We start from the raw sequence: 16,618 nt of genomic DNA, 5'->3' as shown, positions 1-16,618 counted from the left end.
ACCATGAAAAGAAGAGATTTTATAAAAAACCTGGCTGCATTTAGCTCGGTAACCATCCTGCCCTCATCGGTTTGGGCACTTACAAAAAATGGAAAAATAAGAACGGCTCACATTGGTGTTGGCGGTATGATGGGAATGGCAGATCTTACGTCGATAGCCTCGCATCCCATGGTTGAAGTAACTGCCTTGTGCGATGTGGACTCTAATTACTTAACTGCCGCACAAAAAGCATTTCCCAGAGCAAAAGGCTTTACCGATTACAGGAGAATGTTTGATGCACTGGGCAAGGCAATAGATGCCGTGGTGATTACCACTCCCGACCACACCCACGCTCCTGCCTCGCTGATGGCCATGGAAATGGGCAAACCTGTGTATTGCCAAAAGCCACTTACCCATCACGTATCGGAAGCCAGAGCCATGCGCAAGTATGCCAAAGACAACAACATTATTACGCAAATGGGTATTCAGTGCCACTCCAGCGACATGTACCGCCAGGCCGTTGTTTTGATACAGTCGGGCATTATTGGCAAAATAAACTGTGTGCGTGCATGGTCGCCCAAAAACTGGGGATACGATGGACCTGCTCCATCCGGTAGTGATCCTATACCAAAAACTTTAGACTGGAACCTATGGCTGGGCACGTCCCCGGAAAGACCTTACAAAGAAGGCCTGTACCATCCCGCCAACTGGCGTAAAGTATTGGATTATGGTTGTGGAACATTGGGCGATATGGGTGTTCATATTTTTGATACTCCTTACACGGCGCTCAACCTGGATGTGCCCAAAACTGTTAAAACCAGTTGTCGCAAACCTACCGGTTTCGGTCACCCCGAAAATAACTTAGTGGAATACCAATTCCCGGGAACAGACTATACAACCGATAAATTTAAATGGATATGGTACGATGGACCGGGGGCTCCGGAAAAGCATAAAGATTTGAAATTGCCCAACGATGAAAAATTGCCGGAGCAAGGCGCCATGTTTGTTGGTGAAAAAGGAAATTTATTGTTGCCGCACTGGGATTACCCCAAATTAATTGTGGATGGCAAATACGAGAAAATAGATTTCCCAACACTGGAAAAAGTCGACCACTACCATCAGTTTATCGATGCCTGTTTGGGCAAAGCTGAATGTAGCGCACCGTTCACCTACGGAGCAAAGTTAACCGAGGCTATACTTTTGGGTGTTATCGCCAACCGTTTCCCAAAAAAGAAATTACACTGGGATATAAAAAACGCAAAATTTGCAGAGGCTGAAGCCAATCTTCTTCTGAAAACAAAATATAGAAAGTTTTAATTCAATAAATTTCTCCAACCCGGCACGTATTGCCGGGTTGGGAATTCACTTTTGCAAAAAAGATTAACGTTTCAAATTAAGCATGAAAAATCATTTTATACCCCTGCTTTTAATACTTCTTGTAATATCGTCAGTAAATAAAGCACAGAACATTTACAAACAGAAAAATGCCCCGATTGAAGACCGTATTGAGGATTTGCTGTCGCGCATGACACTGGAAGAAAAAGTAGCTCAAATGCGCATCTTTCATGCCAATAAAGGAATTACCCTCGACAATGATGGAGGTATTCTTTTAACGGAGGATGTTAAAGGAAGATTGACAAACGGGATTGCCGGAATCAAAAACCCGGGAGAACAATATAAGCCCGAGGAGTCTGCTGCTTTGAATAATCAACTTCAAAAATATATTATCGAAAACAACAGGCTCGGTATACCTGCCTTTTTTATCACCGAATCGTACAGTGGCATTGATGCCGAAGGCTGCACCCGTTTTAGCCGACCGATTTCACTTTCGTCAAGTTGGAATACAGAAATTGTAAAAAAGGTATACGATACCATGGGTAAAGAAGCACGTTTGCGAGGCTTACACCTAACTCACTCTCCTGTGGCCGATATTGCCCGCGACCCCCGATTTGGGAGAATGAGTGAAGGATGGGGGGAAGACACCCACTTAACAACGGAAATGATTGTGAGTTCAGTAACCGGAATCCAAGGTGATTACGATGGTTTAAAAAGCACACACATTGGTGCCGTAACCAAGCATTTCGCGGGTTATGCACAGGTTCTAGGAGGCACAAACTTTGCCGCCATGGAAATTTCTCCGCGTACTTTAATCGATGAAATATTCCCTCCCTTTAAAGCGGCTATTCAGCGAGGAAAAACACTCGGGATTATGGCTTCTCATTCCGATATTAATGGTGTAGCCAGTCATTCAAACCCTTGGTTACTAACCGAAATACTGCGAGACGAGTGGGGATTTAAAGGTTATACGGTTTCCGATGCCAACGACATTGCCAGGTTGCATTATTTTATGAAAGTAGCCGAAACGCCTGAAGAGGCTGCTGAGCTTGGTTTAATAGCCGGAATGGACGTGGATCTATACGCCGATGATGCCTATGCTCTTCTTCCGAAAATGGTGGAAAAAAACCCTGAATTGAAACAATACATCGACCGCTCGGTAAGGCGTGTTTTACGAACCAAGTTTATATTAGGTTTATTTGATAATCCTTATACGAATGTAAAACAAGCAAAAAAATCAGTACGAAGCAAGGAGGCGGTTGAGCTTGCCCATAAAGCCGATCTGGAATCTATTATCTTGCTGAAAAATCAGAATCAGACCTTGCCTGTTTCTTCGGAAAAGAAAATTAAAATAGCGTTGGTCGGTCCTGTGCTTGACGAAAGCACCTTGTCTTATTTTGAAGAGATTGCGAATGACAACATCACTTTCTTCACTGAAAAAGGGTATCGTTTAACCAACGAAGTGCGGGGAACTCCTGCCCTAACACCTGAAGAAGATTGTAAAGCTGGAATTACTAAGATTATTGAAACCGCCAAAAATTCGGAAGTCATTATTCTTTTCGCGGGAGGTGATGAATTTACCTCCAAAGAAGCATTTTTTGGTTTTGCCACGGGCGACCGCGACAACATCGACCCGGTAAACTTTCAGGACGAATTATTGATTGAATTAAAGAAACTAGGAAAACCTGTAGTTGTTGTTCTTAAACACCGCCGCACCTTATCTGCTAATGCTATATCGGAATATGCCGATGCCATTTTAGATTGCTGGGAGCTTAGCGAATTTGGCGACAAAGCAGTGGCAAAAATGATTTTTGGTGAAGCAGTACCTTCAGGAAAACTGCCTGTGACGGTTCCTTGCTCCATTGGTCAAATCCCGTTTCACTACAGTCAAAAAGAAATTAATTATAAAAAGGGTTACTTATTCACCCAAAATAGTCCATTATTTCCTTTCGGTTTTGGATTAAGCTATACAACTTTTGAGTTTTCAAATCTACAGCTGTCGGATTCCACACTAACTTCGGAATCAGAATTAACAGTTAAAATAGATGTTAAAAACACGGGGAAATTGGTAGGGAAAGAAGTAGTACAGTTGTATGTAAAAGACCTGATAGGTTCGGTTACCCGCCCCAACAAAGAGCTAAAAGCTTTTATAAAGATTGAGCTTGCCCCCGGGGAAACGAAAACGGTGGAGTTTGCGGTAACACCCCAAATGCTCGAGTTTACCGGGATTGAAATGAAAAAAGTGATTGAGCCAGGTCAGTTTATGATAATGGTGGGAGGTTCTTCAAATGAAGTACTAAAAGCTAATTTCAAGTTTAAAAACTAATTTTAAATGAAAAAAAACAGATTATTAGTAATTACTTGTAGCATTACGGCTCTGCTGCTGATCTTTGGTTACACCGAAAAACAACCCAAGATTCTGATAATCGGCGATTCAATATCGCTGGGTTATACCTCTACCGTAAAAGAAATGTTGAAAGATAAAGCCATTGTTAGCCACAACAAAGGAAATGCGAAACACTCCGGTTATGGATTGGAGAATCTTGAAACTTGGATTCAAAAGGACGATTACGATATTATCCAGTTCAACTGGGGGCTTTGGGATCTGTGCTACCGGCACCCGGAATCGAAAGTGCAGGGAAACCGTGATAAAATAAACGGAACCATAACTTTTTCACTGGAAGAATACGAGCAAAATCTCGAAGCCATTGTCAGGCTTTTAAAGGAAAAAACAAACGCCAAATTAATTTTTGTCACTACTAGCTATGTTCCCAAAGAAGAGGCAGGCCGATTTACAAAAGATGCACGAAAATATAACAAGGTGGCAAAAAAGGTGATGAAAAAGTATTCCGTTCAGGTGAATGATATTTATAAAAAGTCGAAACCGATTCATAAAAAATATGGTCAAGGAAACAACGATGTTCATTACCAGAAAAAAGGATACCAAGAGTTGGGTAAAGTGATTGCCACATACTTGGAGGATGAAATAAGATGAAAGGTTCGTTAAGCAATCAATGTGAACCCTAAAAATAAGTGAATGATACTACAGCAATTAATTTTATCAGTTTTGATCGTCGGGTTAGTTTCTTGTCAATCCGGGAAGAATAAGATTGTAATATCAGGAACTATTAAAGGTGAAAACCCTGGAAAAATTGAATACACCAACCCCATTAACGGAACCTGTAATTGGTGGTTCACAAAATCAATTGAGCCCGACTCGCTTGGCAACTTTAAAATTAACATCAAATCGGATATTCCCCTGTTTTTAAAACTAAGAACAACATATAAAAAGCAGGGAACTATAATTGTAGAACCAGGCAAACAATACAAACTTATTTTTGATACATCAAAAGAAAAAAATGTACTGTCGGTAACCGACGAGAGCTCGGTTATACAGGAAGCTTACGGTAAATTCCCTAACCCATTTCACATCCAGGATGGGGCACGGGAATTTTTACGCGATTCGCTGGCAAGCAGGATTAAAAACACCATTGAACAGCGAAAAACAAGGGAGATAGCTGAAATCGAAAAACATTTTTCCCAAAATACAATCTCAGAAGATGTATTCAACCTGATAAAAACCGACAGGGAGTGTTACTACGATGCAGTTTTGGCAACCACGGCATGGATCAAAAAAATGATGGAAATGCAAGGTCGCAAAAACTCCTTCAACCCTGATTTTGAACAGCTGTGGTATGATGCGTTTCGGCCTGCCCTGTTTAAGAAACCTGAAATTATAAATACGCAGTGGTTTAACTTTTATACCGAATGCTACATCTATTTTCAGGAATATAAGAACGGTAACTTTACCAAAAATAAGTTAGAAGAGTTAAGGAATTTGGATAATACAATAACCTACAGGGTCGAAAAATCTAAAGAATACTTGCCGGCAGAATTTTGCGAGAACTACCTTGCCCATTATTTGTATGAAAAATGTTTTCAGAAAAAATATGAAAAGGAATTAATCGGGTTATTCAATGATTTTAAAACCAACTATCCGGAAAGCGAATACAATTTTTATATTTCTCCATTAATTGACGAGATTGTAAAATTCCATAAAACCGCTGATTTAGACTTCCATGAAAACATTCACTTTGTGGATGAATACGAAAACATCAATACGCTGTCTGAACTTGCAGGTACTTTTACTGAAGGAAAAATTTACGTGGATGTTTGGGCTACCTGGTGCGGACCGTGCAAGGCAGAATTTGAACACAAAGAAGAGCTGAAAAGAATGTTGAATAAATACAACATCCCGGTATTGTACATTTCCATCGACCGCGAGAAAAATTCTGAACGCTGGAAAAATATGATAAAGCACTATGAGCTTGAAGGCTATCACGTGAGGGCAAACAAAGAATTAGCAGAGGAATTAAGAAAGATATTTGACAAAAACGGCTCACTAAGCATTCCTTGGTATATTTTAATTGATGCCGAAGGTACTATTCTTAATAAACGTGCAAGCCGTCCATCAAATCTATCGGCACTGGAAAAAGAAATTAACGAAAAATAATAAGTACGTATGAAAAAAATTGGTATTAACACATTAGTTATTGCGTTTATTATCCTTTTAGGACTTGTTTCATGTCAAACACCCACGAAAAAGGAAGATACCAAACGCCCCAACATCATTTACATAATGACCGATGACCACGGTTACCAGGCTATGAGCTGTTACAACGGGGCGCTGAATCAAACGCCCAACATTGACCGCATTGCCAACGAAGGGGTACTGTTTACCCAAGGTTTTGTAACCAACTCGATTTGTGCGCCCAGCCGTGCCGTTATGCTCACCGGAAAACATTCACATATAAACGGGCACATGAATAACAGCCAGGTGTTTGACGGCAATCAGGTTACCTTTCCCAAACTCCTGCAAAAGGCAGGCTATGAAACAGCCATGATAGGTAAATGGCACCTGGAAAGCGACCCTACTGGTTTCGACTATTGGAACATACTTCCGGGACAAGGCGATTATTACAATCCCGATTTTATTGAAATGGGCACCAAATCGAGAGTGGAAGGTTATGTTACCAACCTGATTACCGATTTCAGTCTCGACTGGCTAAAAAACAGAAACCAGGAGAAACCATTTTGTATGTTGTTGCACCACAAAGCCCCGCACCGCTGCTGGATGCCAGACACGGCTTATCTTGATATGTACAACGACGTGAAATTCCCCCTCCCCGAAAATTTTTACGATGAGTATGAAGGACGCCAGGCTGCCGCAGAACAACGTATGCACATGAAAAACTTTTGCCCGGTAAACGACTTAAAGATGTACGATAAGGAAGGTGAGGTACAAGGACCGTTGCGCAAATATTTTAAACGTCAGATAGACCGGTTGGATGAAAAGCAACGCGCGGCATGGGACAAAGCCTATGAAAAGGAAATTGAATACTACAAAAAGACCAAGCTGGAGGGTAAAGAATTGTTGGAATGGAATTACCAGCGCTACCTGGAAGATTATTTGCGCTGCATTGCCTCGGTTGACGATAATATTGGCCGGGTGCTCGATTACTTGGACGAAAGCGGTTTGGCGGAAAATACACTGGTGGTTTACACCTCGGACCAAGGTTTTTATTTGGGCGAACACGGCTGGTTCGACAAACGTTTTATGTACGAAGAATCGTTTCGCACACCACTGCTGATGAGACTACCGTCCATCGTAAAAAAGGGTAAAATAAACCAACTGGTACAAAATATTGACTTCGCCCCAACCTTCCTTGATTTGGCGGGCGTGCAAATTCCCGAGGCCATTCAGGGCGAGTCGCTGGTTCCATTATTAAAAGGTGAAGCAGGAAATTGGCGCGATGCGCTTTATTACCATTATTACGAATACCCCGGCCCTCACTCGGTAAAACGCCATTACGGAGTAAGAACCGACCGTTACAAACTCATCCATTTTTATAACGATGTTGATCAATGGGAGCTGTACGATCTGCAAGAGGATCCTAACGAGGTTAACGATCTTTATGGCAAAAAAGGTTATGAGAAAATTACACAAACCTTGTTTAATAAATTGATCGATTTGCAAAAACAGTATAACGACACCACTGTGTCGGAAGTGCATTTAAACTAGTTAAATCATGATTAATTCATCGGGTGACCAACGGTTTTGTAAGGGATCCACCCGATGAATGGATTCTTAAAAAAAGCAAGATGACAATAAAAAAAGCAGTACTTACATTTTTCTTAACCATTTTCGTTGTTTTCTTTTGCCTGGGTCAAGACCAAAAGACACGCCCCGTAAAACTTTTTATATTAGGCGGTCAGTCAAACATGGACGGCTGTGGAAAATCGGAAGAACTACCCGATGCTTACAAGGTTCATCCCCACAACACCATGACCTGGGACAACAAAAAGAAAACCTGGGTATCCTTGGGAACCGATTCTTTTGCAGAAAGACGCAAATATAAATTTGGTCCTGAAATTGCTTTCTCGCATTTATTGGCGGAAAAATACCCGGATTATACCATTGCCATTGTTAAAACCTCGGCTGGGGGAACTAAGCTATGGAAACACTGGCTGCCCAATCAGGGAATGTACAGTCGTTTTCTTCAGAATATGGAAAATGCCATGCAGCAACTTGCCGATAGCGGTGTTGTGTGCGAAATAGACGGCATGCTATGGATGCAAGGCGAATCGGATGCTGAAACCATTGAATGGGCCAATGCGTACGAAAAGAACCTGAAGATACTTTTTGAGGATGTACGTGAACAAACCAAAAAAGACGAACTTCCGATTGTTATGGGACGTATTTCTATTGGCTTGCTGAGAGAAACACCCTGGACTTTTGACTACACCGAAAGAGTGCAGATAGCACAAGAAAAAGTAGCTGCGGAGGACGAGAATGTTTTTATCATCAACACGGATAAAATTAAAACCCTGAAAGACAACACCCACTTTAACAGCGAGGCTCAAATCTGGCTGGGCAAAAGAATGGGTAAGATCATGATCCGACAAATCAAAAAAAATAAACAATAAAAAAGATAAAAGGTCGTGTTGGGTAAATAAACAAAAGCGTGCTCAACATGACGGGCAATCAATACAACCTAATTGTTATCCTTTTAATATATAACCTATATCCCTTATTGATTTTTTTAACAGCAGCCTTGATCCTACTTATTATTATTATTTTAGTAAGTGCTCATTTTTTCTGTATCAGAGAGATTGTGTTCAGTCGTCATCTTACTATTTGTAATTATATATCCTATATTTACGAATATTTATTATTATTATTCAGTTTTTAGTAATTATTTTGCATTTATTATTCAAATAACATACTTTCGAATACTATATTAATATGTACATTTAAATATTGTTTAACCATTAACTAATCGCAATAATTTGGCTTTTAAAAACATTACAAATGAATTAAAAATTTAGACCACTTAACTTATCCCGCGATTTACAATCAGCAACAAAGGGACAGAACCTTTTCTTACTGCATTGGAAACGATTTAACTTAGATTTTTAAACGAAAAACTTTTATTTATGAAAAAAAAATGGTCATTTTTTGGACGTTCTCCTGAGGTATCAAAACAGCTATTTAAAAAGTTTGCAATTACCTTATTTTTATTACTAACGATTCAGATTACAAATGCTGGCGCTCAAAAATCAATTACCGGTGCTGTTGTTGATGATACCAGGCAACCACTGCCGGGAGTTTCCGTTATAATAAAAGGTACAAGTATCGGTACCGTAACCAGTACCGAAGGAATCTACAACATCTCCAATGTTCCGGAAGATGCAATACTCGTGTTCAGCTTTATCGGTATGACTTCACAGGAAGTTGTTGTTGGCACACAAACAACCATCAACGTAACCATGTTATCCGATTACATTGGCATTGAGGAAGTGGTTGCCGTTGGTTATGGAACCAAGAAAAAAATAAATCTCACAGGCGCTATATCCGTTGCGGGTAGCGAAGAGTTAGAAGCCCGTCCGGTAGCCAATGTGCAACAAGCTTTACAGGGCGTTGTCCCTAACCTTACAATCACAACATCATCAGCTACAGGCGAGCCTGGAGCAGACATGGCAATGAATATCAGGGGACTAACATCTATTGAAGGGGATAGCGAACCCTACGTGTTGGTTGATGGTATCCCGATGGATATAAACGACATAGATCCCAACGACATAGAGTCTATTTCGGTATTAAAAGATGTTGCCTCAACTGCTATTTATGGTGCAAGGGCCGCGTACGGGGTAATTCTAATTACCACTAAAAATGGCAAAGCCAATAGTGGTATTAAAGTAAGCTATTCATCAAATTACGCCATTACTTCCCTTATTAATATGCCTAAAAATGCCGATCCTCTTTCTTTTGCATACACAATGAACGAGGCCAGGGAAAATTTAGGGAGTTCACCGTATTACAGCGACGAAAAGCTGGAGTGGATTGCAATGAATATGAAAGAACCAGGAAGTGCCCCTGAAGTGCTCGAAAGCAGCAACGGTTTAACCTGGAATTTGGGAACCGACGGCCTAAACGCTTCGGCAGCTACCGATTGGCATTCAATTATTTTTAAAGATTATAGTTCCAGAACGAAACACAACCTGAATTTGTCGGGCGGAAATGAAACCTTAAGGTATTATTTATCTGGCGGTTTTTATGATGAAAAAGGACAATTAAAACAGGCCGATGACTTCTTTAAACGATACAATATTGATGGAAAGATAAATGCAACCATAAATGACTGGATGAAGCTTTCTTTCTTAACCAAATATAAATATGTAGAGGAGGAATATCCTGAACACAAAACTTTAGGAAGGTCGTTTATTATGTTGCTCACGACCAGACTTAAGCCTACCAAGCCGGCGTATTACCCCGGCACGGAAGTATGGACTGGTAGAATTGGTGATATGGAAATGAACAAAACCAATAACATTGAAAGACAATTGGTGCTGTCCCCAAGGATAACTCTGGAGCCTGTAAAAAACTGGGTTACGAATATTGAAGTGAATTACAGGACGAACGACAACCGCAAACAGGCTGTATTTCCGCGAATTCCATATGCCATTCCCGACGGAACCGGAGGTTCAACAGTTCTGTATTCAAGTTCAGAAAATACGGAATACAGAGACTATATGTATTCCAACAACTACTTTTCCCCAAATATTTATACGGAATATTCAAAAGCTGTAGGTAGCCATAATTTTCATGTCTTAGGTGGTTATCAGCACGAGGTTTACAACTACAACAACCTATTTGCTACTGCAGCTTATTTATTAACCGATGAAATTCCTTCATTGAGCACCGCTGTTGGAGAGAAAACAATAACTGACGGACTAGGGCACTGGTCAACTCAAAGTGTTTTTGGACGCTTTAATTACAATTTTGCAGAGAAATATTTGATTGAGTTCAATGGTAGGTACGATGGCTCGTCAAAGTTCGAAAACGGTGAACGTTGGGGCTTCTTCCCTTCTGTATCAACTGGCTGGATTGTTTCAAAAGAGAATTTTTTCCCTTTGAAGGACGCTGTGAATGTATTTAAATTAAGGGGTTCCTATGGTTCTGTGGGAAACCAGAATGTTAGCAATTATTTATATATCCCAACCATGTCTGTCGGATTGTCAAACTGGTTGTTTAGTGGTGAACAATTATGGGGAGTTGGCAGTCCAGACATTGAAAGCATCAACTTAACCTGGGAAGAAGTAAAGACCATGGATTTTGGATTCGACCTACAAACCTTAAACAACAGGTTAGGCGTCAACTTTGATTGGTATGAATCAAAAACCACCAATCTTGTTGGTCCGGGAAAAGAACTTCCCGAAATCTTAGGTACTGACGTTCCGAAAATAAACGAAGGAGAAGTAACTACCCGCGGATGGGAAATTGAAATCTCGTGGAAAGACAGAATCAAGGATTTTTCATATAACATAAGGGCTGTTTTATCGGATTATCAAAGTGAAATTACCAACTATAATAATCCTACAAAAATTTTATCTTCTTATTATGAAGGGCAAAAGCTAAATGAGATTTGGGGTATGGAAACCGACGGTTTTTTCCAGTCAGAATTGGAAGTGGATACTTGGGCACTCGACCAAAGTGATATCTATTCGGGCGCATGGGCTCCGGGCGATTTAAAATATGTAGACCAGGATGGCGATGATGCCATTACCATAGGAGACAATACCAAAGACAACCCGGGAGATAAAAAAGTAATTGGTAACAGCACCCCAAGATTCCAATTTGGATTAAACGCCAATGCTTCATGGAAAGGATTCGATTTCTCATTCTTAATTCAGGGAGTTGGCAAAAGAGATCTGGACTTAAGAGGCTTAGGAACTTTCCGTGGCCCCAGTAACGGACAATTACACGCCAATGTATATACAGAACACCTGGACTACTGGCGAGATGACTCTAGCCCATTGGGAGCCAATCCTGATGCTTATTTCCCTGCACCCTATGTTGTATTTACAGGCCAAAACGACAAAAATTACCGTTACCCTACAACACGTTTCCTTCAAAACGGTGCTTATGTCAGGTTAAAAAACGTTCAGGTGGGCTATACTATACCAAAACTAATAACCGAGAAAGTTAAAATTTCCAATGCCAGAATTTATCTATCGGGCGAGAATTTGTTAACGTTTACCGATTTAATGATTTATGATCCGGAAGCATTTAATGGAAGACAAGGGCGCGTAGGTGACCAATATCCGTTAAGCAGAGCATTTTCACTAGGTTTAGATATTAGTTTCTAAAAAGTGAATAATGAGTTCTTACAATACAGAACAAGTTACATTAAATGCAATTTTTTATTTAAAATAGAATGAAATGAAAAAAATAATATATACACTATTTCTATTTACTGCAGCAGGACTAATATTCAATTCCTGCACAGAAGATATCTTAGACAAAACTCCCTTGGATGAGATTTCTGATCCCGATTTTTGGAAAACAGAGAATGACTTACAACTTTATTTAAATAATTTATATCCATCCGTATTTTCAGGCTGGGGGGCCTCTGGGCAGGCACCTTCACCAGACCTTGGTACAGACATTATCCTGGAATCAGACTTATGGTATGGCAGCTCATATACTGCACGCTTAGACGGAACAACTACTGTCCCTGCATCAGGCGGCGGATGGAGCTGGGATGATGTTCGTGATGTAAACTATTTCCTTGAAAACGCCGACCAGGCTGAAACAGGCAACTTAAAGGATCATTATATTGGAGAAGGCTATTTTATTAGAGCATGGAATTATTTCAACTTACTAAAAAAGTTTGGGGATCTGCCAATAGTAAAATCAGTGGTAGATGTAGATGACGATGAGATTTTATATGGTTCCAGAAGCTCTCGTTCCGACGTGGTTGACTTTATCATTGAAGACCTTGATATGGCCATTGCCAAAATGGAATATGCTTCCGAAGCCGGTGCTTCAAGGCTCAACAAAGATATTGCCAACTTATTTAAAGCCAGGGTATGTTTATATGAAGGCACATGGGAGAAATACCATGCAGAAACCGTTTTCGCTGGCGATACCGATGGAACCAAATATCTGGAACTTGCAGCCGAAGCAGCCAAAAGTGTTATGGATGCCGGAAATTATTCATTGGTAACCGGAGATACCGAAAGGGCTTATTATAATCTTTTTGTACAGACCGATTACAGTAGCAATTCAGAAGTACTGTTCTACAAACATTACGATTACCTTACTTATGGTATCCAGAATTCATTGTGGAACCACCCAAATGCCCAGGGGATAACACAAGAAATGTTTTCGAACTATCTGTGTGCTGATGGTTTACCTTATGCTGTAAGTCCCCTATTTAAAGGTGATTCTACATTAGCTGTTATAGAAACAAACCGCGATCCAAGGTTAGACCAATCGCTTATTGTTACCGGCGAGTTAGATTATGTTTCCCTGAATGGCGACTCTGTGTTTTACGATATCCCTTATATGGTTTGGGACCCAACAGGCTACGAACTAAAAAAGTTTCGGACAGAATGGTTAGATGCATCACTTAACAATCGTACAAGAGACATTGGTTTTATTCATTTCAGGTATGCAGAGGCTCTCTTAATTTATGCTGAAGCAAAGGCTGAGTTGGGAACCATTACACAAAGCGATATAGATTTGACTATTAATCAATTAAGAGACAGGGTAGGGATGCCACATTTGAACATGGCTTCGATTACGGTGGATCCAAACTGGCCTGATTATGGCAACACCTTGAGTGATGTTTTATATGAAGTTAGAAGAGAACGTGTTGTTGAATTGTTTGGAGAAGGCTTCCGTTTCGACGACTTAATGCGTTGGAGAGCACATAGCCTGATTGTAGGAAAAAGATTCACGGGCACCTTGTATACCGATGAAATCGAGGCTGAATATCCTGGTTTGAAAGTAAACGACGAAGGTTACCTGGATCCTTTCAGGGACATCTTAAACACCGGATATTATGGATTTAATTCAGAGAGAGATTATTTACTTCCGTTACCGACCAACGAATTGACAAAAAATCCTAACCTGAGCCAAAATCCAGGTTGGTAAATATTGTGTATTTATTAATTGACCATTTTTTTTAAAGAATGAATGGACTGGTTTTACATTACTTTAAAACCAGTCCATTTTCTTGTTGTTATTACACATTCAGAAAAATGATTAAGTTATATTGCAAAAACCTTTTTTCAATTCAAGATGAGTACACATAAATTGCTTTTACTATTGTTTTTTGCTTATTTTTATTTCCCTTCATACGGCCAAAATAACTTGTTTACCCGACAGGACTCGCTTCGGGGCAGCATAACTCCTGAACGCGAATGGTGGGATTTGACTTATTATCACTTATCCGTTAAGATAAATCCGGCGGACAGCAGCTTTTCCGGAACTAATAAAATAGGTTACCGTGTCAACAAATCAAAGCAATTAATGCAAATCGACCTGCAGCCGCCAATGAAAATCACCCGGGTTGTCCAGGAACAAAACGAGTTGGAATATGGAAGGGAAGGAAATGCATGGTTTATTGAGCTGAAAGCTCCTCAGCGACAAAACGACATACAGTATTTGGATGTTGAATTTAGCGGCAAGCCACAAGTCAGTAAAAAACCCCCGTGGCAAGGTGGTGTGAGCTGGGGCAGGGACAAAAACGGCAAACCGCTTATTGTTACGGCTAATCAGGGCGATGGCGCCAGCTTATGGTGGCCCTGCAAAGACCATCCCTACGACGAGCCGGACAGCATGTTGATTAGCATTACGGTTCCGGAACCTTTAATGAATGTTTCAAACGGACGACTAAGGAACCTGGAGCACCATAACGATGAAACCAATACTTCGCATTGGTTCGTATCCAATCCAATTAACAATTACGGAGTAAATATCAATGTGGGCGATTACGTTCATTTTAGCAATGTTTACGAAGGCGAAAAAGGCGATTTAGACTGCGATTACTGGGTGCTTCCGTATAACCTTAAAAAAGCGAAAAAGCAATTTAAGCAGGCTCATTTAATGCTGGAAGCTTTTGAGCACTGGTTTGGTCCTTACCCGTTTTACGAAGATGGCTACAAGCTGGTGGAAGTTTCCTATCCAGGTATGGAACACCAGAGTTCGGTCACCTACGGAAATGGCTATAAAAATGGTTACGGAGGACGCGATGTGAGCCGAACCGGATGGGGTGATAAATTTGACTTTATCCTGGTTCACGAATCGGGACATGAATGGTTTGCCAACAGTATTACCAACTGGGATGTAGCCGACATGTGGATACACGAAAGTTTTATTGCCTACTCTGAAAGTTTATTTGTCGATTACTTTTGGGGAAAAGAAGCCGGTGCAACCTACTGCCGTGGCACTCGATTGAACATCAAGAACGACCGTGCCATCATCGGGCAATATGATGTAAATAGCCAGGGATCGGGCGATATGTACGCCAAAGGAGCTAACATGCTGCATACCATTCGCCAGATTGTTAACGATGACGAAAAATGGAGACAGATGCTGCGCGGGCTAAACCAGGAATTTTATCACCAAACAGTGAGGTCGGAACAAGTTGAGAATTATATCTGCCAAAAAAGTGGACTTGACCTGAAACCGGTGTTTGATCAATACTTAAGAGACACGCGGATTCCTACATTTGAATATGCTTTGCTTGGTGATGAAATGCGCTACCGTTGGGCAAATTGCATCGGTGGTTTTCAAATGAAAGTTGCCGCTTATATAAATGGGGAAATACACTATTTAACCCCAGGCACAACTTGGCAGAACCTGAAAAAAGAACAGCCCATAAAGACGGTTGAAATGGATAAAGATTTTTATACAGCGGTTTTTAAAATTTTACACCTTGATACCAATAAATAAGCAATTACTCTGATAAATTCATTAGCCATGGCTTTAAAAAAAAATGCTATTTGCAACACACATGGCTGATAGCACTTTATCACCCGCCTAAAGTTGTATGTACACCATATAATTCAAATACATTTAAAATCTCTTGTTCTCTTTCTACAGATAGCGCTTCCATATCTCCCTTGTCATAATCGACACCCAGGTTCCGGTACTTTTTTTCGGCAATGTTATGAAACTTCAACAAGTTAACCGTCGGTTTTTGACCCGGTAAGGCAGCAATAAAACGTGCCGAATCCAGGATGTTCTTGTCGTCATCGTTAACGCCTTTTATCAGAGGTATTCGGATATTAAAATTGGCACCGGTAGTTGCCAGCATTTTTAAATTCTCAAGGATTAATTCATTATGAACGCCTGTCCATTTCTTATGTTTGTCGGAATCCATCATTTTTAGATCGTACAAAAAAAGATCGGTTCTTTTGGCTATGTTTAATAAGACGTCGGTTTTAGCATAACCGGAAGTATCTATACAACGATGTATTTCTTCCTGTCCACAGGCGTCTAATACAGGCAGTAAAAACGCGTGGTGCATGAGGGGTTCTCCACCCGAAAAGGTAACACCTCCTTGGGAGGTGTCCATTAACAGGGTTTCTTTTTTTATCAATTGCATTACCTGGCTTGTAGTCTTCGCTTCACCGACTATCTCCATTGCTTTTGTGGGGCATACCTCCGCACAATCTCCACCTAATTGGCACAAATCATTGCCTACAATGCCTGGCCCGGTAAGTTCCAAGGCATTAACCTTACATGCATTAACACACTCCTGACATCCGATGCACTTATCAAAAGCATACATCCGTTCCGCCTTCCGGCTTTGACTTTCCGGATTATGGCACCATTTACAACGGAGCGGACACCCTTTCAGAAAAATAGTGATCCTGATACCCGGCCCGTCGTTAATGGCATATCGTTTAACATCGAAAATTAGGGTTGAATTTTTCATAACACCTAAGC

Annotated in this window: 10 protein-coding genes; 9 read left to right on the top strand and 1 reads right to left on the bottom strand. The window is 40.6% G+C overall.

What is annotated here, in order from left to right; all coding sequences use genetic code 11:
- Window positions 1-3 precede the first annotated feature (3 nt).
- The 9 genes from ACRD64_RS04885 (at window position 4) to ACRD64_RS04845 (ending at window position 15,619) form a co-directional block, all read left to right on the top strand.
- Window positions 4-1,296: a Gfo/Idh/MocA family protein gene (locus tag ACRD64_RS04885; RefSeq protein ID WP_430932101.1), complete on the top strand. Its 1,293-nt coding sequence runs from the start codon at window positions 4-6 to the stop codon at window positions 1,294-1,296.
- An 82-nt stretch (window positions 1,297-1,378) separates the two neighbouring features.
- Window positions 1,379-3,640: a glycoside hydrolase family 3 N-terminal domain-containing protein gene (locus ACRD64_RS04880; RefSeq protein ID WP_430932100.1), complete on the top strand. Its 2,262-nt coding sequence runs from the start codon at window positions 1,379-1,381 to the stop codon at window positions 3,638-3,640.
- Between the two features lie 6 nt (window positions 3,641-3,646).
- Window positions 3,647-4,309, top strand: a complete 663-nt coding sequence (locus ACRD64_RS04875) for an SGNH/GDSL hydrolase family protein (protein WP_430932099.1) — start codon at window positions 3,647-3,649, stop codon at window positions 4,307-4,309.
- A gap of 42 nt (window positions 4,310-4,351) precedes the next feature.
- A complete protein-coding gene (locus tag ACRD64_RS04870) occupies window positions 4,352-5,827 on the top strand; it encodes a TlpA family protein disulfide reductase (protein WP_430932098.1) in 1,476 nt (491 codons plus the stop codon).
- 9 nt (window positions 5,828-5,836) lie between these two features.
- The gene (locus ACRD64_RS04865) at window positions 5,837-7,396 is read left to right on the top strand and encodes a sulfatase family protein (protein WP_430932097.1); all 1,560 of its coding nucleotides are present in this window, start codon (window positions 5,837-5,839) and stop codon (window positions 7,394-7,396) included.
- An 80-nt stretch (window positions 7,397-7,476) separates the two neighbouring features.
- Window positions 7,477-8,301, top strand: a complete 825-nt coding sequence (locus tag ACRD64_RS04860; protein WP_430932096.1) for a sialate O-acetylesterase — start codon at window positions 7,477-7,479, stop codon at window positions 8,299-8,301.
- A 510-nt stretch (window positions 8,302-8,811) separates the two neighbouring features.
- Complete coding sequence (locus tag ACRD64_RS04855) at window positions 8,812-12,024, top strand: SusC/RagA family TonB-linked outer membrane protein (protein WP_430932095.1); 3,213 nt, start codon at window positions 8,812-8,814, stop codon at window positions 12,022-12,024.
- A gap of 73 nt (window positions 12,025-12,097) precedes the next feature.
- Window positions 12,098-13,816 carry a RagB/SusD family nutrient uptake outer membrane protein gene (locus tag ACRD64_RS04850; RefSeq protein ID WP_430932094.1) on the top strand — a complete coding sequence of 573 codons (1,719 nt, stop codon included), beginning with the start codon at window positions 12,098-12,100 and terminating at the stop codon, window positions 13,814-13,816.
- A gap of 147 nt (window positions 13,817-13,963) precedes the next feature.
- Window positions 13,964-15,619: a M1 family metallopeptidase gene (locus ACRD64_RS04845; RefSeq protein WP_430932093.1), complete on the top strand. Its 1,656-nt coding sequence runs from the start codon at window positions 13,964-13,966 to the stop codon at window positions 15,617-15,619.
- 79 nt (window positions 15,620-15,698) lie between these two features.
- Here the strand turns inward: ACRD64_RS04845 and ACRD64_RS04840 are convergent, their stop codons facing one another.
- Entirely contained in the window at window positions 15,699-16,607 is a 909-nt protein-coding gene (locus tag ACRD64_RS04840) for a glycyl-radical enzyme activating protein (RefSeq protein WP_430932092.1), read from the bottom strand.
- Window positions 16,608-16,618 lie beyond the last annotated feature (11 nt).

It is taken from the genome of Saccharicrinis sp. 156, assembly GCF_050589685.1.
GTDB lineage: Bacteria > Bacteroidota > Bacteroidia > Bacteroidales > Marinilabiliaceae > Saccharicrinis.
This window is presented reverse-complemented; position numbering and strand designations above follow the sequence as displayed.

Coding starts and splice junctions, on each gene's coding strand:
- ACRD64_RS04885 (WP_430932101.1), top strand. CDS start 4: ATGAAAAGAAGAGATTTTATAAAAAACCTGGCTGCATTTAGCTCGGTA.
- ACRD64_RS04880 (WP_430932100.1), top strand. CDS start 1,379: ATGAAAAATCATTTTATACCCCTGCTTTTAATACTTCTTGTAATATCG.
- ACRD64_RS04875 (WP_430932099.1), top strand. CDS start 3,647: ATGAAAAAAAACAGATTATTAGTAATTACTTGTAGCATTACGGCTCTG.
- ACRD64_RS04870 (WP_430932098.1), top strand. CDS start 4,352: ATGATACTACAGCAATTAATTTTATCAGTTTTGATCGTCGGGTTAGTT.
- ACRD64_RS04865 (WP_430932097.1), top strand. CDS start 5,837: ATGAAAAAAATTGGTATTAACACATTAGTTATTGCGTTTATTATCCTT.
- ACRD64_RS04860 (WP_430932096.1), top strand. CDS start 7,477: ATGACAATAAAAAAAGCAGTACTTACATTTTTCTTAACCATTTTCGTT.
- ACRD64_RS04855 (WP_430932095.1), top strand. CDS start 8,812: ATGAAAAAAAAATGGTCATTTTTTGGACGTTCTCCTGAGGTATCAAAA.
- ACRD64_RS04850 (WP_430932094.1), top strand. CDS start 12,098: ATGAAAAAAATAATATATACACTATTTCTATTTACTGCAGCAGGACTA.
- ACRD64_RS04845 (WP_430932093.1), top strand. CDS start 13,964: ATGAGTACACATAAATTGCTTTTACTATTGTTTTTTGCTTATTTTTAT.
- ACRD64_RS04840 (WP_430932092.1), bottom strand. CDS start 16,607: ATGAAAAATTCAACCCTAATTTTCGATGTTAAACGATATGCCATTAAC.